General features: G+C 69.5%; 23 protein-coding genes. 13 read left to right on the top strand and 10 right to left on the bottom strand.

Annotation, left to right across the window (positions count from 1 at the left end):
• Positions 1 to 59 precede the first annotated feature (59 nt).
• Positions 60 to 902: a transglutaminase family protein gene (locus JEQ17_RS25055; RefSeq protein WP_200401702.1), complete on the top strand. Its 843-nt coding sequence runs from the start codon at positions 60 to 62 to the stop codon at positions 900 to 902.
• Positions 903 to 1,034: 132 nt separating this feature from the next.
• Here the strand turns inward: JEQ17_RS25055 and JEQ17_RS25050 are convergent, their stop codons facing one another.
• Positions 1,035 to 2,099 carry a sugar ABC transporter substrate-binding protein gene (locus JEQ17_RS25050; protein ID WP_200401701.1) on the bottom strand — a complete coding sequence of 355 codons (1,065 nt, stop codon included), beginning with the start codon at positions 2,097 to 2,099 and terminating at the stop codon, positions 1,035 to 1,037.
• 418 nt (positions 2,100 to 2,517) lie between these two features.
• Between JEQ17_RS25050 and JEQ17_RS25045 the strand changes: the two genes are divergently transcribed.
• From JEQ17_RS25045 to JEQ17_RS25035, 3 genes are all read left to right on the top strand, one after another.
• A complete protein-coding gene (locus JEQ17_RS25045; protein ID WP_200397306.1) occupies positions 2,518 to 2,946 on the top strand; it encodes a hypothetical protein in 429 nt (142 codons plus the stop codon).
• A gap of 402 nt (positions 2,947 to 3,348) precedes the next feature.
• On the top strand, positions 3,349 to 4,893 hold the full coding sequence (locus JEQ17_RS25040) for an MFS transporter (protein ID WP_200397305.1): 1,545 nt from the start codon (positions 3,349 to 3,351) through the stop codon (positions 4,891 to 4,893).
• Positions 4,894 to 5,241: 348 nt separating this feature from the next.
• Positions 5,242 to 5,814: a dihydrofolate reductase family protein gene (locus JEQ17_RS25035; protein WP_200397304.1), complete on the top strand. Its 573-nt coding sequence runs from the start codon at positions 5,242 to 5,244 to the stop codon at positions 5,812 to 5,814.
• A gap of 26 nt (positions 5,815 to 5,840) precedes the next feature.
• Here the strand turns inward: JEQ17_RS25035 and JEQ17_RS25030 are convergent, their stop codons facing one another.
• Positions 5,841 to 6,200: a hypothetical protein gene (locus JEQ17_RS25030; RefSeq protein ID WP_200397303.1), complete on the bottom strand. Its 360-nt coding sequence runs from the start codon at positions 6,198 to 6,200 to the stop codon at positions 5,841 to 5,843.
• Between the two features lie 88 nt (positions 6,201 to 6,288).
• Positions 6,289 to 6,738, bottom strand: coding sequence for a helix-turn-helix domain-containing protein (locus JEQ17_RS25025; protein ID WP_200397302.1), 450 nt, complete (start codon positions 6,736 to 6,738; stop codon positions 6,289 to 6,291).
• Positions 6,739 to 7,048: 310 nt separating this feature from the next.
• Here JEQ17_RS25025 and JEQ17_RS25020 point away from each other — a divergent pair, with 310 nt between their 5' ends.
• Together JEQ17_RS25020 and JEQ17_RS25015 are read left to right on the top strand one after the other, a co-directional pair.
• A complete protein-coding gene (locus tag JEQ17_RS25020) occupies positions 7,049 to 7,558 on the top strand; it encodes a hypothetical protein (RefSeq protein WP_200397301.1) in 510 nt (169 codons plus the stop codon).
• Positions 7,558 to 7,779, top strand: coding sequence for a helix-turn-helix domain-containing protein (locus JEQ17_RS25015; RefSeq protein WP_200397300.1), 222 nt, complete (start codon positions 7,558 to 7,560; stop codon positions 7,777 to 7,779). The genes JEQ17_RS25020 and JEQ17_RS25015 overlap by 1 nt, the downstream gene beginning before the upstream one ends.
• A 132-nt stretch (positions 7,780 to 7,911) precedes the next feature.
• On the opposite strand, the gene JEQ17_RS25010 is transcribed toward JEQ17_RS25015, so the two are convergent.
• A complete protein-coding gene (locus JEQ17_RS25010) occupies positions 7,912 to 8,049 on the bottom strand; it encodes a hypothetical protein (protein WP_200397299.1) in 138 nt (45 codons plus the stop codon).
• A gap of 317 nt (positions 8,050 to 8,366) precedes the next feature.
• On the opposite strand from JEQ17_RS25010, the gene JEQ17_RS25005 reads away from it, so the two are divergent.
• Both JEQ17_RS25005 and JEQ17_RS25000 read left to right on the top strand, forming a co-directional pair.
• A complete protein-coding gene (locus JEQ17_RS25005) occupies positions 8,367 to 8,621 on the top strand; it encodes a hypothetical protein (protein ID WP_200397298.1) in 255 nt (84 codons plus the stop codon).
• 692 nt (positions 8,622 to 9,313) lie between these two features.
• Entirely contained in the window at positions 9,314 to 10,039 is a 726-nt protein-coding gene (locus JEQ17_RS25000; protein WP_200397297.1) for a class I SAM-dependent methyltransferase, read from the top strand.
• A 43-nt stretch (positions 10,040 to 10,082) separates the two neighbouring features.
• On the opposite strand, the gene JEQ17_RS24995 is transcribed toward JEQ17_RS25000, so the two are convergent.
• The 5 genes from JEQ17_RS24995 to dnaK form a co-directional block, all read right to left on the bottom strand.
• Positions 10,083 to 10,598, bottom strand: a complete 516-nt coding sequence (locus tag JEQ17_RS24995) for a hypothetical protein (protein WP_200397296.1) — start codon at positions 10,596 to 10,598, stop codon at positions 10,083 to 10,085.
• Positions 10,599 to 10,769: 171 nt separating this feature from the next.
• A complete protein-coding gene (locus JEQ17_RS24990) occupies positions 10,770 to 11,237 on the bottom strand; it encodes a heat shock protein transcriptional repressor HspR (protein ID WP_055615521.1) in 468 nt (155 codons plus the stop codon).
• A gap of 7 nt (positions 11,238 to 11,244) precedes the next feature.
• A complete protein-coding gene (gene dnaJ, locus JEQ17_RS24985; RefSeq protein ID WP_200397295.1) occupies positions 11,245 to 12,441 on the bottom strand; it encodes a molecular chaperone DnaJ in 1,197 nt (398 codons plus the stop codon).
• Positions 12,442 to 12,528: 87 nt separating this feature from the next.
• Positions 12,529 to 13,197 (bottom strand): nucleotide exchange factor GrpE, encoded by a 669-nt coding sequence (grpE, locus tag JEQ17_RS24980; protein ID WP_200397294.1) that lies wholly within the window; start codon positions 13,195 to 13,197, stop codon positions 12,529 to 12,531.
• Entirely contained in the window at positions 13,194 to 15,059 is a 1,866-nt protein-coding gene (gene dnaK, locus JEQ17_RS24975; RefSeq protein ID WP_200397293.1) for a molecular chaperone DnaK, read from the bottom strand. Before dnaK ends, grpE begins: the two co-directional genes overlap by 4 nt.
• 369 nt (positions 15,060 to 15,428) lie before the next feature.
• Here dnaK and JEQ17_RS24970 point away from each other — a divergent pair, with 369 nt between their 5' ends.
• Complete coding sequence (locus JEQ17_RS24970) at positions 15,429 to 17,720, top strand: (Fe-S)-binding protein (RefSeq protein ID WP_200397292.1); 2,292 nt, start codon at positions 15,429 to 15,431, stop codon at positions 17,718 to 17,720.
• Between the two features lie 108 nt (positions 17,721 to 17,828).
• Here the strand turns inward: JEQ17_RS24970 and JEQ17_RS24965 are convergent, their stop codons facing one another.
• Entirely contained in the window at positions 17,829 to 18,263 is a 435-nt protein-coding gene (locus JEQ17_RS24965) for an SgcJ/EcaC family oxidoreductase (protein ID WP_200397291.1), read from the bottom strand.
• A gap of 165 nt (positions 18,264 to 18,428) precedes the next feature.
• Here JEQ17_RS24965 and JEQ17_RS24960 point away from each other — a divergent pair, with 165 nt between their 5' ends.
• The 4 genes from JEQ17_RS24960 (at position 18,429) to JEQ17_RS24945 (ending at position 24,348) form a co-directional block, all read left to right on the top strand.
• Positions 18,429 to 18,845 (top strand): GntR family transcriptional regulator, encoded by a 417-nt coding sequence (locus tag JEQ17_RS24960; RefSeq protein WP_200397290.1) that lies wholly within the window; start codon positions 18,429 to 18,431, stop codon positions 18,843 to 18,845.
• On the top strand, positions 18,842 to 19,795 hold the full coding sequence (locus JEQ17_RS24955; protein ID WP_200397289.1) for an ABC transporter ATP-binding protein: 954 nt from the start codon (positions 18,842 to 18,844) through the stop codon (positions 19,793 to 19,795). Before JEQ17_RS24960 ends, JEQ17_RS24955 begins: the two co-directional genes overlap by 4 nt.
• A complete protein-coding gene (locus JEQ17_RS24950; protein WP_200397288.1) occupies positions 19,792 to 20,805 on the top strand; it encodes an ABC-2 transporter permease in 1,014 nt (337 codons plus the stop codon). Before JEQ17_RS24955 ends, JEQ17_RS24950 begins: the two co-directional genes overlap by 4 nt.
• Before the next feature lie 189 nt (positions 20,806 to 20,994).
• The gene (locus tag JEQ17_RS24945) at positions 20,995 to 24,348 is read left to right on the top strand and encodes a S8 family serine peptidase (protein WP_200397287.1); all 3,354 of its coding nucleotides are present in this window, start codon (positions 20,995 to 20,997) and stop codon (positions 24,346 to 24,348) included.
• The last annotated feature ends 6 nt before the right edge of the window (positions 24,349 to 24,354 follow it).

The following is a 24,354-nucleotide window of genomic DNA, read 5'->3' as shown; positions in this document are numbered from 1 at the left end:
CGGGCGCGAACAGGAACGGGAACGGCAACACGAGCGGGAACGGGAACGGGAGCGCGCCGATGACCCGGCGGCTGCGCATCCGGCACATCACCCGCGTCTCGTACGCGCAGGCCGCGGTCCGCTCCCACAACGAGGTCCGTATGACCCCGCTGACGCTGCCGGGCCAGACGACGCTGGACGCCCGCGTCCTGGTCAGCCCGTCCACACCGACCTGGTCGTACTGGGACTACTGGGGCACCCAGGTCACCGGCTTCGACCTGATGGAGCCGCACGAGGATCTGACGATCACGGCGGTGAGCCTGGTGGAGACGTCACCGCCGGCCGACCTGCCACCGGCCCCGGCCTGGGCGGAGGTGGCCCGGCGGGTGGCGAACTCCCGCCTGCTGGAACACGCGGTCCAGACCTCCCGTACGGCCGTCCCCGAGGAGCTGGTCGAGCGGGCCCGCGCGGCGGCCGCGGGACTGGACCCGCACGAGACGGCGGTCGCGGTCTCGGACCTGGTGGCCGACCGGGTCTCGTACATCCCGGGCTCCACCGGCGTGAACACCAGCGCGGCCGAGGCCTGGGACCAGGGCGCGGGCGTCTGCCAGGACATAGCCCATCTGACGGCCGGGCTCCTGCGGGCACTGGGCCTGCCGACCCGCTATGTGTCCGGCTATCTGCACCCCGAGCGGGACGCGGAACTGCACCGCCCCGTCGCCGGCCAGAGCCACGCCTGGATCGAGTACTGGGCCGGCGACTGGACCGGCCACGACCCCACCAACCGCACCCGTGCCGACGAGTCCCACGTCGTCGTGGGCCGGGGCCGCGACTACGACGACGTCACCCCGCACAAGGGCATCTACCGGGGAGTGGCCGGGGGCCCGCCCGAGGTGACGGTGGAGTTCACCCGCGTGGCGTGAACTCCCGGGTCCGTGAGCCGGGATGGTTCAGGGGTTTTCCACAGATGTGGGAAAACCCCTGAACCATCCCGGTTACGCGCGTCGACCCCGAACGGATTCGGCTTCGGACCGGATTCAGAATCGGGCGAGGTGTTACTTGATGCCGAGGGAGTCGCAGGCCGTCTTGTACTTGGCCGTGCAGATCTGGTCGGCCGTGTAGATGCCGTCCTGGAGGACCGTCGTCTTGATGGTGTCCTTGGTCAGGGCGGAGACCTGGAGCAGGTTGGACGGGATGTTCTTCTTCGTGGGGCTGGTGACCTTGTCGGGGGTCAGGGAGTCGAACTCGATGCCGAATCCGCGGACGACGGCCACGGCCATCTCGGCGGCCGTCTCGGCCTCCTGCGGGTACGGCTTGTAGACGCTCATGAACTGGTCGCCGATGACGACGCGCTGCACCGCGTCCAGCTCGGCGTCCTGGCCGGTGATCGGCGGCAGGTCGGTGACCCCGGCCGCCTTCAGCGCGGAGATGATGCCGCCGGCCATGCCGTCGTTGGCGGAGTACACCCCGGCGATGTTGTCGGCGCCGATGGCGGAGATCGCCGCCATCATGTTGGCCCGGGCGTTGGCCGGCTTCCAGTCCTTGGTGTCGTACGACTTGGCGATGGTCACCTTGCCGCTGAGCTCACCGAGGGCGCCGTCCTTGAACTGGGCGGCGTTCGGGTCCGTCACCGCGCCGTTCATCATGACGATCTTCTGCGACCTGCCGCCGTTGAGCTCGTCGGCGAGGGCCCGGCCCTGCACCTGCCCGACCGCCTCGTTGTCGAACGAGATGTACGCGTCGATCGGCCCCTCGGCCAGCCTGTCGTACGCGATGACGGGAATCCCCGCCTCCTTGGCCTGCTTCACCCCGGAGGCGATGGCCTTGGAGTCGACCGCGTCCACGAGGAGCACGTCGACCTTGTCCTCCACCATCTTCGCGAGCTGCTTGTTCTGCTCTGCCGCGTCCTGCTCGGCGTTCGCGTAGACGACCTTCCCCTTGCCGTCGGTCAGCGTGGAGACCTTCTCCTTGATGATCGGGTAGTCGAACTTCTCGTAGCGCGAGTTCGACTTCTCCGGCAGCAGCAGCCCCACAGTGATGTCGTCGCCCTTGGTCGGGCTCGCTTCGCCGCCGTCACTGCTCCCGTCCAGTGCTCCGCATGCGGCGAGCATGAGGGTCATCGTGGAAGCCGAGACGGCTACGGCGGTACGACGTATGGCGCTGTTCACTTTCGGGTGCCTTCCGGACGAGGGCGCAACCGTGCGGGCCCAGGTGACAAAAGCCAACGTGGGGGTTCCCGGTGCGTCAAGGAGTAACTGCTAACGAGATCGCAACAGAAACCTGTGGAGAGACCGGGGTGATGTAGGGGAAATCCGTCGGGCAGGGGTCCACACGCCCGTCGTACGAGGGGGTCGAGGGTGGGGCGGACCTGGGCGGAAGCGGCCAGAACACCACGTCCGGGTCAGTGTGGGCACCTGTTCGGCCGCGTACGGATTGCGGTGGCGCGGCTCTCGGAAGTTGCTGGGAGGAGGTGCCGGGAGCAGTTGCCGGAACCAGGCAGCTCGTCCCGCTCGTGTCCTCACTCACTCTGGAGTCCCCATGCGCACGCTCTCCCGATGCCTCATACCTCTTCTGGCGGCGGGCTGTCTGGCCCTGACGGCCACGCCCGCGACGGCCGCGCCCGAGCCCGCCCCCGACCCGTGTGCCGCCGACTGGTCCTCGCTCGCCGGGCTCACCGACACCGGCACTCTCCGCGAGGCGATCGTCGCCTGCGTCGAGAGCTACACGGAACGCCCCCTCGACAGCTGGCTCCAGGCCCCGCCGAAACCGTCCGTGGAACAGATGGCACAGATGACGCAGGCGGCGCAGGTGGCGCCTTTGGAGAACAAGGAGCAGGGGGTCACCGCCGTGGAGGACTGGACCGGCGCCGATGCCGCCGACTGGGACGACGATCTGGCCTGCGACCTCGCCGAGATCTTCGACGAGCCGACGGTGTGCCGCCCGGCCCCGGCCGATCCGGCCCCCTGACAACGGGGTACACGGCAAAGGGGTTCGTGAATCACGGAAGGGGCGGGCGGAGTTTCCCGCCGGAGAAACGCCCACCCCTTCCGGCCAGGGACGACACCGCGCCGAAGCCTGTCCGCATTTGACAGAAAGGCTCGAAGTGTGGGCACTGAGGGCGGAATTCGTTTTCCCCAGTGCCCACAATTCGGATCGCCCGTCAAGGGCGAGAAGAACCACATTTTGAGAATGCGGATTCTCGCCCTTCCCGGCGAAAATCGACTGCTACGTTTGGGCTTCGTCCCGAGTCAGGCAGGCGTGCCGCAGACGGCAGCCCCGCTCGGATTGCATCGCGGGTGTTCTCGTTCACCGTCGACCCAGCGCGCCCTTTTCGCTTCGGTTCTCAGCCCATCCCTTTGGAGTTCCTCCATGTCTGCGGACAGCACAGCTGTCACCACTTCCGCGCGCCCGGAAACCGGCTCCGGCTCCGGCTCCGGCACCCCACCCCGAGGCCGCCACCTCGGCCTCGCCCTGGTCGTCATCGCGGCGGCCCAGCTGATGGTCGTACTCGACGCCACCATCACGAACATCGCCCTGCCCGCCATCCAGACCGACCTCGGCGTCTCCGACGCGAACCTCGCCTGGATCGTCAACTCGTACGCGCTGGCCTTCGGTGGACTGCTCCTGCTCGGCGGCAAGGCGGGCGACCTCTTCGGCCGCCGGCGCATGTTCCAGGTCGGCATCATCGTCTTCACCCTGGCCTCCCTGCTGGGCGGACTGGCCCCGAACGAGGGCCTGCTGATCGGCGCCCGCATCCTGCAGGGCGTCGGCGCCGCGCTCGCCGCGCCCAGCGCGCTGGCCCTGATCACCACCACGTTCCCGGTGGGCAGGCCCCGCAACACCGCGATGGGCGTGTACGCGGCCATGGGCGGCGTCGGCGCCACCGTCGGTCTCCTGCTCGGCGGCACGCTCACCGACCTGCTGGACTGGCGCTGGGTGTTCTTCGTCAACATCCCCATCGGCCTGGCCGTCCTGGCCGGCACCCGCACGCTCGTCGAGGCCGAACGCCACCCCGGCCGCCTCGACGTGCCCGGCGCCATCACCGGCACCGGTGGTCTGATCGCCCTCGTCTACGGCATCACCCGCGGCGGCGAACACGGCTGGACGAACGGCCCGACCCTCGCGTCCTTCGCCGCGGCCGTCGTCCTGCTGACGGTCTTCCTCGTCGTCCAGGCCCGCAGCTCGCACCCGATGATGCCGCTGCGGCTGTTCCGCGACCGCAACCGCACCGGCTCGTACGCCACCATGCTGTTCATCGGTGCGGGCATGTTCGCCACGTTCTACTTCCTGACCCTCTACATGCAGCTCATCCTGGGCTACAGCCCCGTGAAGACCGGCTTCGCGTATCTGCCGTTCAGCTTCGGCATGGCCGCCGCGGCCGGGGTCAGCTCCAAGCTGGTCACGCACTTCGCCCCGCGGCTGATCGCCGGGCCCGGGCTGCTGGTCGCCGCGGCGGGCATGGGGTGGTTCGCGACACTGGAGGCGGACTCGTCGTACGCGGCGCATCTGATGCCGGCGATGTTCGTCACCGCGCTCGGTCTCGGCATGAGTTTCGTGCCGATGACGCTCGGGGCGGTGAGCGGGGTCGACCATCTGGACACCGGGGTCGCTTCCGCGCTGCTGAACACCGCGCAGCAGGTCGGTGGGGCGTTGGGGCTTGCGGTGCTGTCCACGATCTCGACGTCGGCTGCCGACGGGAAGCTGCCCGACGCTGCCGCGTCCCTGTATCGGGGGCTGGCCGTGAAGGACTTCGGGCTGGTGGCCCGGGCCGGTGAGGCGCTTACCCATGGCTACGCGATGGCGTTCGTCGCCGCCGCGGGGATGTTCCTGGCGGGCCTCGTCGTCACGGCCTTCGCGGTCAACGCGGGCCGCCAACAACACGCCGAGGGCACGGCTGCGGCCCACATGGGCTGACCTGCTTTTCCCTCGCCCCCCGCCGCCCCTACCCATTCCCGTCCCTGACTCAGGGGCTCCGCCCCCGAACCCCCAAAGACCAAAAGACTGCGCAGTTCCCCGCGCCCCCAGGTACCTGGGGGCCGAGGTACCTAGGGGCGCGGGGAACTGCGCGACCAGCCACAACGAACCCGCACCCGAAAACGCTCCCGCCGGGGTCTGGGGCGGAGCCCCGGAAAGGGACGGGAATGGGTAGGGGCGGCGGGGGCGAAGAAAACAGACCTCACGTACCTGCGGACACCACCCCCGTCTGACACCATCCGACGGACAGAAGGCAGACACGACCAACCCACCCCCGCGAGGTCCGTGGTGCGAAAGATCGTTCTGAGTATTGGCGTCTCCCTCGACGGGTTCTTCGAGGGACCGAACCGCGAGATCGACTGGCACGTGGTCGACGACGAACTGCTCCGGCACTTCAACGAATTCGTGGGCGAACTCGGCGGCCTCCTGACCGGCCGAGTCACACACGAGTTGATGGCGGCCTACTGGCCGACCGCCGACCAGGACCCCGAGTGCTCCGAGACCAACCGCGAGTTCGCCGCGATCTGGCGTGACATCCCGAAGATCGTCTACTCACGGACGCTGGAGAAGGCCGACTGGAACGCGACCGTCGTACGGGAGGTCGCCCCCGACGTAATCAGGGCGCTCAAGGAACAGCCGGGCGGGGACCTCGTGGTCGGCGGGGCGGACCTCGCGGCGGAGTTCCGGCGGCACGACCTGATCGACGAGTACCGGATCTACGTCCACCCGGTGCTCATCGGCCACGGCAACCCCCTCTTCCGCGACACCGACGCCCTCTCCCGACTCCGCCTCATCGAGACCCACGCCTTCGGCAACGGCGTGGTCATGCTGCGTTACGAGCGCACAGAGACGACGTCCTGAGCCACGCCCACGCCCACACGCCGTGGTCAGTCCCGCCCCTCGTCCCGGCCCCCGTCGTCCGGCGGGCGTTCCGGGAAACGGAGGAGGCGGACGGAGGGCAGGACGGGGAAGTCCTCGGTATCGGGATGCCCGGAGACGTCGGAACCGGGCCCAGCCCGCCCCTCCCCATGCTCCTGCCCCTCCCGGCCCGTCGCCCGCGCATGCTCGTCCCAGCCCGCGCGGAACCAGTTCAGCTGATGCCGTTGGAGTTCTTCCTCGGTGAGGACGCGGACGGATTCCGGTCCCGCCGCCCGGATCTTCTCGCCGAGCCCGATGAGCAGTTCGCCCACCAGGCGGGAGACGCGTTCCGCCTCGTCGCCCGGGCCGCCGCCTCCTGGATTTCCCATGCCGCGCTCCCTCAAGCCCCCGCAGGCCAATGGCAAATGGCCGACGGCCGACAGCCCGAGCCTCCGGCCCCCGGCCGCCCCTTGCCCGTCAGCCACTCTTCGGCAGGAACTGCTGGGCCACCTTGGCGAACAGCTCCCGCAGTTCGGGCGGGACGCCCATGCGGAGGGCGGCTTCCTCGGCGCTCAGCCACGGACGGTCCTCGCCGCTCGCGGGGTGCCCGTTGTCCGACACCGGCAGATCGTCCTCGGTGAGCCGGCCGGAGCGGATGAGCATCTCCCGCAGTGGCACGCCGAGTACGGCCGCGATACGCCGCATCGTCTCCAGGTCGGGCATGGACTGCCGCTGGAGCAGCCGGCTTACGGCGGCCCGGTGCACCCCCGCGTCGTCGGCGAGCTTCGAACGGCCGCCGCCGCGGGGGCTGTCGATGTCGTAGCCCCGGGCGCGCAGCAGCCCCTCGATCCAGCCGGCGAAGTCGTCGAGCCCCGCGGCCCGGAGGTTGTGGTCGGCGCGGGCACCGACCCGTGAGCTCGAAGCCATGAGTCCGATCTCCCCTCGTCGCCGGGGCAGAGTACCGATCGCACACGCACCAATGTGTGTGCGCGCCCGCGCGTAACTGTGGAGATTCGGCAACTTCCCGCAGCTCAGGAGGGTTTGAGGACTCGCCGTCACATCGACCTCCACGGAACGTAATCACTTGCGTACGCGCTCGCAACATGCAACTCTGTCCGCTCGTTCGCAACCATCGAACATATGTTCCCATAGATAGGGAGGGGTTGCACGTGCCCGACCAGCCGCCCGGAGCCGCCGCCACCGCGATCACGGTCCACGAGCCGTGCGAGGTCGGCCGATGAGCGAGGACCACGGTGGAGCCGTCTGGATCGCCTCGCTCGTCCGCCGCTTCCCGGACCTCGTCGAGGAGTTGGCCCCCGCGGCCCACGGAGGACCGCGTGAGCGCCGGGGCGACGGACCCGTCGGCGGCACGACCGCTCCGGTCCGCCTGTACGTCTCCGACGCCGTACGGGACATCACCGACGGAGTCGTCGAACTGGAGGAGGCCGTACGTGAACGACTCGGCCTGCGGCCGGTGCCCCCTGCCTCCGTACCGGTACGGCTGCGCCGTATCTCCGGACTGCTGGACCGCATCGCCGCCGACCCGCTGCTCGCCCCGCACGTCGAGGAAGAGACCCGGCGGATGGCCGCACGCTGCGCCCGCGCGCTCGGCGACCCGGAGCAACTCGTACGGCTGCCGGGCCGCTGCCCCGCCTGCGACTGCGTCTCACTGCGGGCGTTACCGGAGCGGGCCGAGATCAGATGCGTCAACCCCGCGTGCGGGCGGTTACTGGAGGCCGAGCACTGATGACCGGAGCCACGAACGTCAGCAAGGCTGTCAACACTCCTTTGATCACCGCCGAGTTGGCCGCCGACGAGGCGGGCGTCACGACCGCGACCATCCGCAAGTGGGTACAGCGCGGCCATCTGCGGCCCGCGGGCACACAGGGCCGACGGCGCCTCTTCCGCCTGGAGGACGTCTTCGCCGCCGAACGGACGACACACCTCGCCCGGCACCACGACCACTGATCCCGTCGAATAGCCGCCCGGCATAGGCCAGTTGCATGATTCCCCGACCGGTGTCACAGTGGATGCAGCGGCAGAGCTGCGCCCGGAGGACGGGCGGCGGGCCTGCCGCTTCGTGTTGCCCGGACTTGCTCATCACGCGCCGAAGAACAGGAAGAGGAGCGAGAGAGCGAGCATCAGACCGGAGGCGATGGCCGTCGGCAGGGCCACCCTTCCGCTCGTCATCTGGCCGGGTGTCCCGACGTTGGACAGGTCCTTCGGGTCATGGACCACGTCGGTGACACCTCCGACGAGGGCAGGAGGGCTCCTGAAGGGCCCCACCTTCGCTTGCAGGCTCCTGCCGTCTTCTGCCGTGAACCGCATCACAAGGAAGTTGATTCCGTTCGATCCACCATGGCGACCGGTATCGCAGGGCCGTACATCTGAACCCCCACTGTCAGGACCGTGCAGTTCCCACACCCGAAGGACAAGAGGCACGAGGAGGAGCGCCATCATGACCTACGCCGATGTCGATGCCAATGCCGTGCGCAGAGCCCTGCGTACGGCATTCCGGACCCTGTTCGAGGAACGCCGGGAAGAGGTGCCGCCCGATGACGATCACTGAGGCGGAGGAGGTCGTTCTGGAGCTGGAGCGGCTGCGTCGCTCGGTCGACGTCGGTTTCGCCACCACCCGGGGCGACCTCGCGCTCCTTCTCCAGCGCGCCGACCAGACCGACAAGACCCTGGACGAGCACGAGACCCGTATCGAGGCCCTGGAACGCACCCGCTGGCCCCTGCCGTCCCTGGCGGCGGCCACGTCATGCCTCGCACTGGCCCTCACGGTCTGGCAGACCCTGGGCCGATAGCCCCGCCGTTCCGCTCACCGGAAAGGACGGTTGCCGGGTAGGGGCCGGCGGATTCAACTCCCCGGCTCCTGCCCGCGACCGGGCCGGCCCCTCCCCGGCAACGGCGACCGCGCTCTGCTGCCCAGGACCTTCGGGACCGGTCCCGGGAGCAGGCGGTACGTTCGGCGGGCTCGCTCGGGCCCGACGTCCGCCTCTACGTTCCGGAGCCTTGGATGATCTTCGGCATCCCCGTCCTGTGCGTGTTCGCCTGGATGGCCTGGTCAGTCCTTCGAATGAGCCACTTGCCGCCCTGGCGTCAGTGGCTGCCCACCGCACTGCTCACGGCTGCGGTGTCGTCATGGTTTCTCCTCGCGGGTTCCGGTGCCTCCTACTTGTGGGTGTACCTGCCCGTCTGCCTCGCACTGGCATCGTGGGCCGTGAGCCTGCGGGAACGCCGCGTGGCGGGCAGGCGAAAGGGCGTTGAGGCATCCGGTTGAGGCCGCGAGAGGGGGCCGCTGTTCCGGCGGCGCACTGATTACACCCTGCCCCGATCGACGTATCGTTGGCCCCCGGAGGCACACTCCGCGAAGGACTCTCCGGCCCTCGTCCAGCACACCCTCCACACCCTCCGGGGAGACGCGGATGTCTGAGCTCAGCCGACAGAAGTCGACGTTCAGCGGCGGCCCGCAGGGCCTCGCGGGTCCCAACTCCTGATGGCGGGCGAGGCCTTCGGGCATCCTCGGCTCGCGGCGATCTACGACGTGCTCGATCCCGATCGGAGCGACCTCGACGCGTACGTCGGCATCGCGGAGGAGTTCGGGGCGCGTCAGGTGCTGGACATCGGCTGCGGGACAGGGGTGTTCGCGCTCCTGCTCGCCGATCGCGGGATCCAGGTGGTCGGCGTCGATCCCGCGCGGGCCTCCCTCGACGTGGCCCGGGGCAGGCCCGGCAGCGAAAGGGTGCGCTGGATCCACGGTGACGCCACCACCCTCCCGCCGCTCCAGGCCGACCTCGCGACCATGACGGGGAACGCCGCCCAGCAGCTGGCCGGTCCGGATATGTGGCGGGAGTCCCTGCGGGGCGTCCACGAAGCCCTGCGGCCCGGCGGGCATTTCGTCTTCGAGACCCGGGATCCGGCCCGGCGCGCCTGGGAGGAGTGGACCCGCGAGGCCTCGTACGGGGTTACGGAGATCCCGGGCGTCGGCGCGGTCGAGGGCTGGGACGATCTGGTCGAGGTCGACGGGCCGCTGGTGACGTTCCGCCACACCTATGTGTTCGCCGCGGACGGACAGGTGCTCACCTCGGAATCGACCCTCTGTTTCCGCGAGCGGGACGAGATCGAGGCGGACCTGGCCGCGCAGGGGTACGTCGTGCGGGATGTGCGCGACGCTCCCGACCGGCCCGGCCGGGAGTTCGTCTTCGTCGCGGCACGTCCGTGAGCCGGGCGCGCCTGAGGCCCCGCCGCCCCCGGTGCCCGGCCGCTCACGAGAGGCTGCCGACCCCGACCCACTCCCGCAGCAACCCCTCCCGCTCCGCCGCCCGGGGCGACCCGCCCTCGTGGGCCCGGCCCCACTGCGCCATGGCGGCCAGCGTCGCCCGCAGGGTGGCCTCGCCCGCCGTCAGGTGTGCCAGGAGGGACAGCGAGAGGTCGTACTCCTCCTGGGAGTAGCTGGACGCCGCCGCGTACACGGTCAGATCGGTGGTCCCGTCGGCCGTGTCGACGACGAAGCTCATCATCGGCGGCGCATCGGTCTCGCCGAAGCTGGTCACGGTCAGCACCATGTCCACCATCACGCTGATCTGACGCCTGACGGATTTCAACGGGACATCCTCGACGGTCAGTCCACGCACCTTGTCCCACGGCCACAGGTCCGAGCTGCCGTCGCCGAGCGACACGACCCCCTCCGGCGTCAGCCGCACTCCCGGGGCACGCCCGGACGGCTTCGCTCCCACATACACATCGCCCTCGGCGATCCAGAACAGCCCCACCATCGCCATGGAAACGCTCCATTCCCCCCGTGAATCCAACGGATCCGTGGATCAGTAGTCCGGTAGTCCAGTAGTCCAGTAGTCCCGTACATGATCGCAACACGTGGGAGGGGCCCGGAGATTCGGTCGAATCTCCGGGCCCCTCCTGTGTGCCTGCAAGTGTCGGACTACACGCGCGTGTCAGTCCGACTGCTGTCGCTTCGGGCGCCACACCACCAGCGCGCTCGTCTGCTGGACCTCCTGGTACGGGACCAGGTCGCGGCGGTACGAGGCGTGGACGGCGGCCTCGCGCTGCTGCATCGCGGCCGCCGCGCCGTCCAGGGCCGCTTCCATCTCCGCGACGCGGGACTGGAGCGCGGCGACCTGGTTCTCCAGCTCGATGATGCGCTTGATGCCGGCGAGGTTGATGCCCTCGTCCTGCGACAACTGCTGGACGGTGCGCAGCAGTTCGATGTCACGGGCCGAGTAGCGGCGGCCGCGCCCGGCCGTGCGGTCCGGGGAGACCAGGCCGAGGCGGTCGTACTGGCGGAGGGTCTGCGGGTGCAGGCCGGAGAGCTGGGCGGCCACCGAGATGACGTACACCGGTGTTTCTTCCGTCAGCTCATATGCGGAATAAGAACTCTGTCGACGGCGTCCGGTTGCGTCCATGGTGTCCTCATGCTCCCTTCGCGGCCTGGAACAGCTCCGCCCGCGGGTCCTCGTCCGCGGTGGCCTCGCGATACGCCTCGAGCGCGTCACGAGCCTTCCCCGTCACGTCCGTGGGGACACTCACCTCGACGGTGACCAACAGGTCCCCGCGGGTGCCGTCCTTGCGGACCGCGCCCTTGCCACGGGCGCGCATCGTACGGCCGTTGGGTGTGCCCGGGGGCAGCTTCAGGGTGACCGGGGGTCCCCCGAGCGTGGGCACGCGGACCTCGCCGCCGAGCGCCGCCTCCGTGAAGGTGACGGGGACGGTGACGGTGAGGTTGTCGCCCTTGCGGCCGAAGACCGGGTGCGCGTCCACATGCACGGTGACGTACAGATCGCCCGCCGGTCCGCCCCGCTCGCCCGGTGCGCCCTTGCCGCGGAGCCGGATGCGCTGGTTGTCCGACACCCCGGCAGGGATACGGACCTGCATGGTGCGGGACGACTTGGCGCGCCCCGAGCCGTTGCAGACCAGGCACGCGTGCTCCGCGATCAGGCCGCGGCCCTTGCAGTCGGGGCACGGGTCGGTCAGCGAGAAGCCGCCGCCCGAGCCCCGCGCGACCTGGCCGGTGCCGACACAGGTCGGGCACACGCGCGGTGTGCCGTTCTTGTCGCCGGTGCCCGAACAGGCCTTGCAGGGGGACTGCGAGGTCATGCGGAGAGGAACGGTCGCCCCGTCCACGGCCTCCGTGAAGCTGAGCGTGACCTCGGTGTCGATGTCCTGGCCGCGCCGCGGCTGCGTACGCGTGCCGGTGGTGGCGCCACCGCGGTTGAACAGCCCGCCGAACACGTCACCGATACCGCCGCCGAAGCCGCCGGCGCCGCCCTGGCCGCCCGCTCCGCCCTGACCCGGGCCGCCTCCGAAGAGGTCGCCCAGGTCGAAGTTGAAGTTGCCGCCTCCGGCGCCGGGCCCCGGCCTGAACCCGCCGTTGCCGAAGAGGGCGCGGGCCTCGTCGTACTCCTTGCGCTTCTTGGGGTCCCCGAGGATGTCGTTCGCCTCGGAGATCTCCTTGAAGCGGTCCTCGGCCTTCGCGTTCCCCTTGTTGGCGTCCGGGTGGTACTCGCGGGCGAGTTTCCGGTACGCCTTCTTGATCTCGGCCTCGGTGGCGTCCTTGGGGACGCCGAGGACCTTGTAGTAGTCCTTCTCGATGAAGTCCTTGGTGCTCATCCTCGACGCCCCTCCTTCCGCACGCCACTGTCACGTACGCGCTTGGTGTTCGTGCTGCATACGGGCGCGCGTACGCCCTGTTTCACGTCAGCCCTCTTCCGGGCCACCGCTCTCCTTGTCGTCGGCCGCCTGGGTCGCGTCCGTCTCGTCGCCCTTGACCGTCTGCGCGCCCGGCTGCGGCTCGGCGACGGCCACCCGCGCGGGGCGGATGGTGCGCTCGCCGAAGCGATACCCCGGCTGCAGAATCGCCACGCACGTCGTCTCGGTGACGTCCGGTGCGTAACTGTGCATCAGGGCCTCGTGGATCGTCGGGTCGAAGGGCTCGCCCTCCTTGCCGAACTGCTGCAGACCCATCTTCGCCGCGACGGTCTCCAGCGACTCGGCCACCGACTTGAAGCCGCCGACCAGTTCGCCGTGGTCCCGCGCGCGGCCGATGTCGTCGAGCACGGGCAGGAGCTCGGTCAGGAGGTTCGCGATGGCGATCTCCTTGACCGCGATCCGGTCGCGCTCGACCCGGCGGCGGTAGTTCTGGTACTCGGCCTGGAGCCGCTGGACGTCCGCCGTGCGCTCGCCGAGCGCCGTGCGCACCTGGTCCAGCTGGGCGGTGAGGCCCGCGATCTGTGCTGCTGCTGCCGCGTCCCCGGCCTGGGCCGCCCCCTCCTCTACGGAGGGGGCAGGCTTCGGCTCGGCGTCTTCAGGGGTGGCGCCGGAGGGGACGTCGGGCTGCTCGTCGAAGCCCGGGGTCTCCTCTGTCACGCGGCACCGTCCTTGCGGTCACGGTCCTCGTCGACGATCTCGGCGTCCACGACGTCGTCGTCGGCGGCCTTGGCACCGGCGCCCTCGTCGGCACCCGGGGCCTCGGCGCCCGCGGCACCCTGCGACGCCTGCGCGTCCGCGTACATCGCCTGGCCGAGCTTCTGGGAGACGGCGGCGACCTTCTCGGTGGCCGTACGGATCTCGGTGGTGTCCTCGCCCTTGAGAGCGGTCTTCAGCTCCTCGATGCCCGCCTCGACCTCGGTCTTGACGTCACCGGGGACCTTGTCCTCGTTGTCCTTGAGGAACTTCTCCGTCTGGTAGACGAGCTGCTCGCCCTGGTTGCGGGACTCGGCGGCCTCGCGGCGACGGTGGTCCTCGTCCGCGTACTGCTCGGCCTCCTGGCGCATGCGGTCGACCTCGTCCTTCGGCAGCGAGGAGCCGCCGGTGACGGTCATCTTCTGCTCCTTGCCCGTGCCCAGGTCCTTCGCGGTCACGTGCATGATGCCGTTGGCGTCGATGTCGAAAGCGACCTCGATCTGCGGGACCCCGCGCGGGGCCGGCGGCAGACCGGTCAGCTCGAACATCCCGAGCTTCTTGTTGTACGCCGCGATCTCGCGCTCGCCCTGGTAGACCTGGATCTGCACGGAGGGCTGGTTGTCCTCGGCCGTCGTGAAGATCTCGGACCGCTTGGTCGGGATCGTGGTGTTGCGCTCGATGAGCTTGGTCATGATCCCTCCCTTGGTCTCGATACCGAGGGACAGCGGGGTCACGTCGAGGAGCAGGACGTCCTTGACCTCGCCCTTGAGGACACCGGCCTGGAGGGCGGCGCCGATGGCGACGACCTCGTCCGGGTTCACACCCTTGTTGGCGTCCTGGCCGCCGGTCAGCTCCTTGACGAGCTCGGCGACGGCGGGCATACGGGTGGAGCCACCGACGAGAACGACGTGGTCGATCTCGCTGAGCTGGATGCCCGCGTCCTTGATGACGTTGTGGAACGGCGTCTTGCAGCGCTCCAGAAGGTCAGCGGTGAGCTGCTGGAACTGGGCGCGCGTGAGCTTCTCGTCCAGGTGCAGCGGGCCCTCGGCGGACGCGGTGATGTAGGGCAGGTTGATCGAGGTCTCGGTGGAGGAGGACAGCTCGATCTTGGCCTTCTCGGCGGCCTCGCGGAGGCGCTGGAGGGCCATCTTGTCCTTGCCCAGGTCCACGCCGTGGCCCGCGGAGAACTGCTTGACCAGGTAGTCCATGACGCGCTGGTCCCAGTCGTCACCACCGAGGTGGTTGTCGCCGTTCGTGGCCTTCACCTCGACGACGCCGTCACCGATCTCCAGGAGGGACACGTCGAACGTGCCGCCACCGAGGTCGAAGACGAGGATCGTCTGGTCGTCCTTGTCGAGGCCGTACGCGAGGGCGGCCGCGGTGGGCTCGTTCACGATGCGCAGGACGTTCAGGCCCGCGATCTCGCCGGCCTCCTTCGTCGCCTGACGCTCGGAGTCGTTGAAGTACGCCGGGACGGTGATGACCGCGTCCGCGACCTTCTCGCCCAGGTACGCCTCGGCGTCGCGCTTCAGCTTCTGCAGGATGAACGCGCTCATCTGCTGCGGGTTGAAGTTCTTCCCGTCGAGCTCGATCGACCAGTCCGTGCCCATGTGACGCTTCACAGAGCGGATGGTCCGGTCCACGTTCGTGACCGCCTGGCGCTTGGCGACCTCTCCGACGAGCACCTCACCGTTCTTGGCGAAGGCGACGACGGACGGCGTGGTCCTGGCGCCCTCGGCGTTGGTGATGACGGTGGGCTCACCGCCCTCCAGAACGCTGACGACGGAGTTAGTCGTGCCCAGGTCGATGCCGACCGCACGTGCCATTTCAATTCCTCCAGCAATGACTTGAGTGGAACAGGCTCAAGTGTGCACGACGCTCAGCGCTCGGTCAACAGAGGTGAGTCTTGGGGGCTCAACTCTTATCTCACCCTTACGCGCAATTAGGCCCTGACCTGCGGGTCGGCCGTTGACTGCGGGTCCGTGGGGGCTGGTCACACAGTTCCCCGTGCCCCCAAAGGGGCACGACTCACTCAGGCAAGCCTCAGCGACGCAGATCACCGCACCCCTGACTACAGTGCGGACACAGGAGTGGGTAGTCTCAGAGGACTGCATAAGTTACCGCTTAGTAATCAATCTTCGGGGAACCGGGAGACCCACCCCGAAGAGAACCTCGCAGGCCCGAGGAGTCCCGAAATGCAACTCGCCGCGATCATCGTGTCGCTGGTCCTGACCGTGGTCGGCGTTGCGCTCATCGCCCGAGCCGTCGCGCAGATCTACCGGTTCGTGAAGCTGGGCCAGCCGGTGCCGGCGGGCAGCCGCACCGACGACCCCAAGGCTCGCACGATCACCCTGGTGAAGGAATTCCTGGGTCACACCAGGATGAACCGCTGGGGCATCGTCGGCTTCGCCCACTGGTTCGTCGCGATCGGCTTCCTGACGCTGCCGCCGACCCTCGCGCAGGCGTACGGCCAGCTCTTCGAGGCGGACTGGACGCTGCCGGTCATCGGCGGCTTCCTGCCGTTCGAGATGTACATCGAGTTCATCGGCGTGATGACGATCGTCGGCATCGTCGTGCTCATCGCGATCCGGCTGCTGAACCTGCCCTCCCGGGCCGGCCGCAAGTCCCGTTTCGCCGGCTCCAAGGCCTGGCAGGCGTACTTCGTCGAGTACGTCATCCTCACCATCGGCCTCGCCATCTACACCCTGCGCGGCCTTGAGGGCGCGATCCACCACGTCGAGCACTACGAGGCCGCGTACTTCGCCTCGTACCCCCTGGTCCTCGCCTTCAAGGGGCTCTCCCTCGGCGTGCTCCAGAACCTCGTCTACCTCGTCGCGATGATCAAGATCGGCACCTCGCTGATCTGGATGATCACCGTCGCGCTGAACACCAACATGGGTGTCGCCTGGCACCGCTTCCTCGGCTTCCCGAACATCTGGTTCAAGCGGAACGCCGAGGGCGGCACCGCGCTGGGCGCCCTGCTGCCGATGACGTCGGGCGGCGAGCCGATCGACTTCACCGATCCGGGCGACGACGACGTGTTCGGTGTCTCCCAGGTCGAGCAGTTCTCCTGGAAGGGCATCCTCGACTTCTCCACGTGCACCGAGTGCGGGCGCTGTCAGTCGCAGTGCCCCGCCTGGAACACCGGGAAGCCGCTCTCCCCGAAGCTGCTGATCATGTCGCTGCGGGACCACGCCCACGCCAAGGCCCCCTACCTGCTCGCCGGTGGCGGCAAGGACATGGAGGGCAACGAGAAGGCGACCGCGGAGCAGCTCAAGGACGTGCCCGCCGCGGCCCTCGCCGAGGCCGAGCGGCCCCTCATCGGGACCCTCGAGGAGAACGGCGTCATCGACCCCGACGTGCTGTGGTCCTGCACCACCTGCGGCGCCTGTGTCGAGCAGTGCCCCGTGGACATCGAGCACGTCGACCACATCGTCGACATGCGCCGCTACCAGGTGATGATCGAGAGCGCGTTCCCGTCCGAGGCGGGCACGATGCTCAAGAACCTGGAGAAGAAGGGCAACCCCTGGGGTCTGGCGAAGAAGCAGCGCCTGGAGTGGACCAAGGAGGTCGACTTCGAGATCCCGGTCGTCGGCAAGGACATCGAGGACCTGTCCGAGGTCGACTACCTGTACTGGGTCGGCTGTGCGGGTGCTCTTGAGGACCGCGCCAAGAAGACCACCAAGGCCTTCGCCGAGCTGCTGCACATCGCGGGCGTCAAGTTCGCGATCATGGGCGGCGACGAGAAGTGCACCGGCGACTCCGCCCGCCGCCTGGGCAACGAGCCCCTCTTCCAGGAGCTCGGCATGGAGAACGTCTCCGCGCTGAACATGGCGTTCGGCGAGGAGATGGACGACGAGGGCAACTTCACCGCCGAGTCGAAGAAGCCCAAGTCCGCGAAGAAGATCGTCGCGACCTGCCCGCACTGCCTCAACACCCTCGGCAACGAGTACCCGCAGCTCGGCGGCGACTACGAGGTCATCCACCACACCCAGCTGCTCCAGCACCTGATCGACGAGGGCAAGCTGATCCCGGTGACCCCGGTCGAGGGCCTCATCACCTACCACGACCCCTGCTACCTGGGCCGTCACAACAAGATCTACACGCCTCCGCGCGAGATCATGTCGGCCGTCCCGGGCCTGCGCCAGCAGGAGATGCACCGCCACAAGGAGCGCGGCTTCTGCTGCGGTGCCGGTGGCGCGCGGATGTGGATGGAGGAGCGGATCGGCAAGCGCATCAACAACGAGCGCGTGGACGAGGCTCTGTCGTTGAACCCGGACATCGTCTCCACCGCCTGCCCGTTCTGCCTCGTCATGCTGACCGACTCGGTCAACGGCAAGAAGAACGATGGCAAGGCGAAGGAGTCCATCACGGTCGTCGACGTGGCCCAGCTGCTGCTCGACTCCGTGAAGACCCCGGTCGACGACGAACCCCCGGCGGGCGAGGCCGAGTCGGAGAGCACACCGGAGCCCCAGCCCGTGAAGTGACCGGAGCCCCGGCCGGTGAACCGGCCGGGGCTTGAGAGCCCCACCCCCGTAACGAAGCACCCCATGTCCTGGTTCAGCCCCGGGACATGGGGTGTTGTCGTGCCGGGCTCAGGCGATCGGGGTCGTCTGGGCCAGGGCGATGTGCCAGACGTCGTCCTCGTCGCGGGTCAGGACGTAGGTCATCGCGCCGCGCGCGGGGAAGTCGGACGGGTCCTGCGTGCCCGGCCGTTCGTCGTGAACCGTCTTGGTCAGGCTCACGACGGCGACGTCGGGCCGTACGAAGCGGATGTCGTCGACCTCCAGTGTGGTCCTGACGTCCCGGAGCGGGGAGGCGAGTGCCGCGGTCATGGCCGACGCGAAGGCCTCCCGTCCGAAGACACGCCGGCCCGCGAGGTTGATGAGCACGAGGTCGGAGGTGTGCAGGGCGGGCAGCACCTCCGGGTCGGTCTGGGCTTCCTGGCTGCGTGCGACGAGTTCGCGGATCAGGCGCTCGTCGGTGTCGTGGGCGGAGAGTGCGGGCTTCCTGGCGTTCGTGGTGTCCATGCGGGAAACGTAGAACCTCAACTTTGCTTCAGGTCAAGGCATCCACCTTGGAGGGCCCGCCCCCGGCGTGGCGGCGACCTGGGGTCTTTGACAGGTACGCGATCCGTGCCCCATCATCGCCACCATCAATCCACTAGTTCATTAGCTAAAGGGTGGTGATGGAGGTTGGAGTTCCGGATCGACAGGCGGAGCGGGGTGGCCGCCTATCAGCAGATCGTCCAGCAGACCAAGCAGGCCCTGCGCCTCGGCGTACTCGTGCCCGGGGACCAGTTGCCGACGGCCAAGGAGGTCGCGGCGACCTCCGCGGTCAACCCGAACACCACGCTCAAGGCCTACCGCGAGCTGGACCGGGAGGGCCTGGTGGAACTGCGGCCGGGTCTGGGCACCTTCGTCCGCCAGTCACTGGCCCTTCCTCAGGCGGGGGCCGATTCACCACTGCGGGGCGAACTGGAGGCGTGGATGGACCGGGCCCACGAAGCGGGTCTGGAACAGGAGGACGTGACCGCGCTGGTCACGTCCGTGATGGAGGAGCGGTACGCCGAGACCAGGGCGGCCGCCGGGAGCAGGGGGCAGGGACGATGAGCAACGGGACGGGTTACGGGGGATACGGGGGCCTCACCGGCGAGTCCGCGATGGAGGCCCACGCGGTCGGCAGGAGGTACCGCCGGGGCTGGGCCCTGCGCGACTGCTCCTTCCGGCTGCCGGCCGGGCGGATCTGCGGCCTCGTGGGCCCCAACGGCGCCGGCAAGACCACGCTGATGTCCATCGCCGCCAACCTGCTGGAGCCGACCACCGGCACCCTGCGGGTGTTCGGCGCGGCCCCGCAGTCCGCGGAGGCCGGCCGGCGTACGGCGTTCCTCGCCCAGGAGAAGCCGCTGTTCAAGCGCTTCACCGTCGCCGAGACCCTGCGGCTCGGCCGTGAGCTGAACCCCGGCTGGGACCAGCGGGCCGCCGAGGACATGGTCCGCGCGGGCAATGTGCCCTTCGAGGCGAAGATCGGCACCCTCTCCGGCGGCCAGCGCACCCGGGTGGCGTTCGCCGTCGCCTTCGGCAAGCGACCGGACCTGCTGCTCCTCGACGAGCCGATGTCCGACCTCGACCCGTTGGTGCGCCACGAGTTGATGAGCACCCTGCTGGCCGAGGCCGCCGAGCGCGGCACCACCGTGCTGATGTCCACCCACATGATCGCCGAGCTGGAGAACACCTGCGACTACCTGCTGGTCATCGCCGAAGGAGGGCTGCGGCTCGCCGGTGAGGTCGACGAACTCCGCACCGCCCACGCCGTGTTGACCGGGGTCCACTCCGACGGGCGGACGCCCCCCGAGGTGGCGTACCACACCGTCGTCGAAACCCGCACCAGCGGACGGCAGTTCACCGCGCTGGTCCGCCCCGACGGGCCGGTCAGCGGCGGCCCCTGGCAGGCGAGCACCCCGAACCTGGAGGAACTCCTGCTCGCCTATCTGCGCTCCCCCGAGGCACCGCCCCTGATCAGTCCCAGCTCCTACGTCGCCCCGCAGGCGGTGGCGGCATGAGCACGATGACCAGCACCGGCAGCCCCGCCCCCGCCGAATCCGCCCACACCCGGGCCGGCCGTGGCCGTGGCCTGCGGCTCAGCGGTATGAACTGGCTCGTCTGGCGTCAGCACCGGGCCGCGTACTGGACCCTGCTGGCCGCCGCCGCGATCACCGTCGCGGTGATGGTCTACGGGCGCCAGCAGATGATGATGTACCTCGACGAATACGGCTCCATCGACGGCCTGAAGTCCGGCTGGGAGGAGAAGTTCGACCAGGGGCCGCTCAGAATGGCCGGCCAACTGCTCGGCTACGCGCCCGTCCTGATCGGTGTCTTCCTGGGCGCGCCGCTGCTCGCCGGGGACCTGGAGAGCGGCACCGCCAAGCTGGTCAACGCGCAGTCCGCCGGCCGCGTCCGCTGGCTCGCCACCAAGCTCGGGGTGACCGCACTCGTGGTCGCGGTGTGCACCGCGGCGGCCTCCGCCGTGTTCACCTGGTGGTGGTCACCGGTCAAGTCGTCGTCGTACGTGCTGGACTGGTCCGACGGACTCGCCTTCGACAGCAGCGGACCCGTGCCCGTGGCGCTCACCCTGCTCACCGTCGTCGGCGGCATCGCGATCGGCATGCTGCTGCGCCGGACCCTGCTGTCCATGGTCGTCGCCCTCGGCTTCGCCGTCGCCTTGCAGATGGTGTGGTCGCACTTCCGGATGGCCCTCGGGGACGTCGTCACCGTCACGACCAACGGTGTCGGGGGAGACAACTTCCCGAAGTTGCCCGACGGCACCCATGTCGTGGACCAGTCCTACCTCACCGCGTCCGGCGACCTCATCGGCTACGGCAGCTGCAACGAGCCGACGGAGAAGGCCGCCAACGCCTGCCTGGAGGAGGCACAGGTCGTCGGCTGGAACATCGAGTACATCCCGATCTCCCAGATGTCCTCCATGCAGTGGCTCGGCGCCTCGATCCTGCTGGCCCTGACCGCCGGCATCGCCGCGTTCGTCATTCTCTGGGGCCGTAAGCGCCTCGTCTGACCGAGCGCCGCTGTCTGACCGAGCGCCGCTGTCCGGCCGGGCGCCTCGTCCGGCCCGATCTCCCTCGCAGTTCTCTTCGCGGTTCTTCTCGCAATTCTCTTCGCAGTTCTTCTCCCAGTGCGCGGCCGAGCGGCCACGGTGTCGCTCCGCCGCGCCCTGACGCTGCCCCGAACCGGCGATCACATCGCCATGAACCATGTCGAAAGGCCCGAGTTGAAGTCGCACAAGCACAGGAAACGAGCGGTCGTGACGGTCCCGTCGGCTGCCGCTCTCGCGGCGGCGCTCGGCGCCGGACTGCTGGTGAGCACGTCCGGCGGCGCCCAGGCCGCCCTCGCCGATACCCCCCTCCCCGCCTCCGCCAGGACAGTCACGCTCGTGACCGGCGACAAGGTGGCCCTGGACGCCAAGGGCAAGGTCACCGGTGTGGTGGCCGCCGAGGGCCGCAAGGGGATCGGCTTCCGCATCCAGCAGGCCGCCGGCCGCGCGTATGTCGTGCCGCGCGATGCCGAGCCGCTGCTCGCGAACGGCACGGTGGACCGGCGGCTGTTCGACGTGAAGCGGCTGGTCGGCGGGCGCTACGACGACGCCCGCCGCTCCGACGTGCCGCTGATCGTCACGTACGACAAGGGCACGTCCGTGTCGGCCGGTACGTTCCGGAGCTCGGGCGCCACGGTCCGCCTGGATCTGCCGAGCATCAACGGCGACGCCGTACGGGCCCGTAAGTCCGAGGGCTCCGCCCTGTGGGAGACCCTCACCAGTGGCACCGGCGCCTCGAAGGTCAGGAAGATCTGGCTGGACGGCAAGGTGAGGGCGGGCCTGGACAGGAGCGTGCCGCAGACCGGCGCGCCCGCGGCCCACTCGGCGGGGTACGACGGCAAGGGTGTCAAGGTCGCCGTCCTCGACAGCGGCGTCGACGCCACGCACCCGGATCTGAAGGACCGTATCGACGCGGAGAAGAACTTCTCCGCCGCCGCGGACACCGTCGACCGCGCGGGCCACGGCACGCACGTGGCCTCGACGATCGCGGGCTCGGGGGCCGCGTCCCCCGCGGGCACCAAGTACGCGGGCGTCGCCCCCGGTGCCCGGCTCCTTGTCGGCAAGGTGCTCGACGACGAGGGCTCCGGCGACGAATCCGGTGTCATCGCCGGTATGCAGTGGGCCGTCGAGCAGGGCGCCAAGGTGGTCAACATGAGCCTGGGCGGCACCGACGCCCCCGGCATCGACCCTGTGGAACAGGCCGTCAACGACCTGTCGGCCGACTCCGGCGCCCTCTTCGTCATAGCCGCCGGCAACGAGGGTCCCAAGGAAGGCACCGTCGGCACGCCCGGCAGCGCCGCCGCCGCGCTCACCGTCGGCGCGGTGGACCGCGAGGACGCCATCGCCGAGTTCTCCAGCCGCGGTCCCACGGCCGACGGCTTCCTCAAGCCCGACATCACCGCGCCGGGCGTGGACATCGTCGCCGCCAAGGCAGCCGAGGGTTCCATGGGCGACCCCGCCGCCGACGGCTATGTCTCCATGAGCGGTACGTCGATGGCGACCCCGCACGTGGCGGGCGCCGCCGCGATCCTGGCCCAGCAGCACCCGGACTGGACCGGCCCGCGGATCAAGGCCGCCCTCACCGCCTCCGCGAAGCCGACCGCCGCCACCTCCGCGTACACGCAGGGCACCGGCCGGGTGGACGTCACCAGGGCGATCACGCAGCAGCTCACCAGCAGCCCGACCTCGCTGGGCTTCGGGACACAGGAGTACCCCCACACCGACGACCGGCCGGTCGCCAAGGACGTCACGTACCGCAACACGGGCACCGGGCCGGTCACCCTCGACCTGGCCACCGAGGCCTACGGCAACGACGGAAAGCCCGCGGCCGAGGGCCTGTTCACCGTCTCGCCGCGGCAGCTCACCGTCCCGGCGGGCGGTGAGGCGACCGCCACCGTGACCGCCGACACCCGCGTGGGAACGGCCGAGGGCAGCTTCGGCGGCTCGCTGACCGCCGCCACCGCCGACGGCGCCACCACCGCGCGCACCTCCCTCGGCGTGGTCCGCGAGATCGAGTCGTACGACCTGACCATCAAGCACCTCGACCTCGAGGGCAAGGCCGCGGCCGACGCCGCGACGAACATCTACGGACTGGACAACGACGTCTGGACGGATACCGTCGCCGAACGGGACGGCGTGGTCACCATCCGTCTGCCGAAGGGCCGTTACGCCCTGCAAGGGATGATCTTCACCAGCGGCGGTGGCCGGTCCGTGCTCTTGAACCCGAAGTTCGCGCTGACCAAGGACACGACCCTGGTCATGGACGCCCGGAAGACGAAACCCGTCAAGATCACCGTGCCGGAGGGCGCGGCCGAGCCCGCGGGCGCGATGTTCTTCCTCCGTGTCAACGTCAACAACGAGCCTTACACCACCGTGCACGACGCCCGGTCCTTCGGCAGCATCCGCGTCGGCCAGTTCGGTGCCCCGGTGCCCGCCGCCGAGGCGACCGCGATGTACCACGGCATCTGGAACCACAAGTCCGTCAACTACCGGCTCGCCTGGAACCGTACGGGCGACCTGTCCGGTTTCACCAAGACCGTGAAGCGCGACGAGCTGACCAGGATCAAGGTCGTGGCCGGGTCGCCCGCCCAGGGCAGGACCACGTCCATCGTCGCCTCGCCGCTCCTGCCCGACGGCTTCTTCAACTTCTACGACACCCAGGGCCGTCTGCCGCTGACCGGCACCGACTATGTGCTGCCCAACGGCATCAGGTGGTTCTACCAGGTCAGCCAGCAAGGCGCCCCCGACTCCGAGGGCGAGCCGACCTGGGAGGGCATGCAGGTCAGCGCCCCCAGGGCGTACGCGGCGGGCAAGGAGTACACCCAGCGCTTCAACATCGGCGTCTTCGGCCCGTCCCTCCCGCAGGGCGCCCTCCCGCCCGGCGAGAAGCGCCCCGGAGCGGTCCGCGTCGGCGACACGTTCACGGCGTCCGTGCCCCTGTTCTCCGACGGCGCCGGCAACCTGGGCGTCTCCACCCACACCAAGGCCAGGAGCTCGCTCCACGCCGACGGCAAGAAGATCTTCGCCGTGAACACCCCGCTGGACGGCGAGTCGTACACGCTTCCCGCGGGCAAGCGCACCTACAAGCTCGACGTGGATGCCTCCCGCGCTCCGGCGCAGTCCCCGGTCGGCACCCGTACGACCGCCACCTGGACCTTCACCTCGGCCCATGTCCCCGGTGACAGCCCCGAGCGGCTCCCGCTGACCGTCGTCCGCTACACGCCCGGCCTGTCGACGGCCAGTACCGCCAAGGCCGGTACGACCCTCAGCGTGCCCTTCGCCCTCCAGGGCGCGGCCACCAAGGTCGGCACCCTGCGCAAGCTCGCGTTCGCCGTCTCCTACGACGACGGCAGGACCTGGAGGAACACCACCGCCGTGAACGGCAAGCTGCTCAAGCTGCGCAGCCCCGCCAAGCCCGGCACGGTCTCGCTGCGCGCCACCCTCACCGACGCCGACGGCAACACCCTGAAGCAGACGGTCCACGGCGCCTACCGCACCACCAAGTAGGGCTCG

Source organism: Streptomyces liliifuscus, from assembly GCF_016598615.1.
In the GTDB taxonomy this organism is placed as follows: domain Bacteria; phylum Actinomycetota; class Actinomycetes; order Streptomycetales; family Streptomycetaceae; genus Streptomyces; species Streptomyces liliifuscus.
Note: the sequence above shows the minus strand (reverse complement) of the source record. Positions and strands in the feature narration are given on the sequence as shown.

Coding starts and splice junctions, on each gene's coding strand:
- dnaK (WP_200397293.1), bottom strand. CDS start 15,059: ATGGCACGTGCGGTCGGCATCGACCTGGGCACGACTAACTCCGTCGTC.
- JEQ17_RS25005 (WP_200397298.1), top strand. CDS start 8,367: ATGACGATCACTGAGGCGGAGGAGGTCGTTCTGGAGCTGGAGCGGCTG.
- JEQ17_RS24970 (WP_200397292.1), top strand. CDS start 15,429: ATGCAACTCGCCGCGATCATCGTGTCGCTGGTCCTGACCGTGGTCGGC.
- JEQ17_RS24995 (WP_200397296.1), bottom strand. CDS start 10,598: ATGGCGATGGTGGGGCTGTTCTGGATCGCCGAGGGCGATGTGTATGTG.
- dnaJ (WP_200397295.1), bottom strand. CDS start 12,441: ATGAGCACCAAGGACTTCATCGAGAAGGACTACTACAAGGTCCTCGGC.
- JEQ17_RS25050 (WP_200401701.1), bottom strand. CDS start 2,099: ATGACCCTCATGCTCGCCGCATGCGGAGCACTGGACGGGAGCAGTGAC.
- JEQ17_RS25055 (WP_200401702.1), top strand. CDS start 60: ATGACCCGGCGGCTGCGCATCCGGCACATCACCCGCGTCTCGTACGCG.
- JEQ17_RS24990 (WP_055615521.1), bottom strand. CDS start 11,237: ATGGACGCAACCGGACGCCGTCGACAGAGTTCTTATTCCGCATATGAG.
- JEQ17_RS25040 (WP_200397305.1), top strand. CDS start 3,349: ATGTCTGCGGACAGCACAGCTGTCACCACTTCCGCGCGCCCGGAAACC.
- JEQ17_RS25000 (WP_200397297.1), top strand. CDS start 9,314: ATGGCGGGCGAGGCCTTCGGGCATCCTCGGCTCGCGGCGATCTACGAC.
- JEQ17_RS24950 (WP_200397288.1), top strand. CDS start 19,792: ATGAGCACGATGACCAGCACCGGCAGCCCCGCCCCCGCCGAATCCGCC.
- JEQ17_RS24945 (WP_200397287.1), top strand. CDS start 20,995: ATGAACCATGTCGAAAGGCCCGAGTTGAAGTCGCACAAGCACAGGAAA.
- JEQ17_RS25030 (WP_200397303.1), bottom strand. CDS start 6,200: ATGGGAAATCCAGGAGGCGGCGGCCCGGGCGACGAGGCGGAACGCGTC.
- JEQ17_RS24965 (WP_200397291.1), bottom strand. CDS start 18,263: ATGGACACCACGAACGCCAGGAAGCCCGCACTCTCCGCCCACGACACC.
- JEQ17_RS25015 (WP_200397300.1), top strand. CDS start 7,558: ATGACCGGAGCCACGAACGTCAGCAAGGCTGTCAACACTCCTTTGATC.
- JEQ17_RS25020 (WP_200397301.1), top strand. CDS start 7,049: ATGAGCGAGGACCACGGTGGAGCCGTCTGGATCGCCTCGCTCGTCCGC.
- JEQ17_RS25025 (WP_200397302.1), bottom strand. CDS start 6,738: ATGGCTTCGAGCTCACGGGTCGGTGCCCGCGCCGACCACAACCTCCGG.
- JEQ17_RS25045 (WP_200397306.1), top strand. CDS start 2,518: ATGCGCACGCTCTCCCGATGCCTCATACCTCTTCTGGCGGCGGGCTGT.
- JEQ17_RS24955 (WP_200397289.1), top strand. CDS start 18,842: ATGAGCAACGGGACGGGTTACGGGGGATACGGGGGCCTCACCGGCGAG.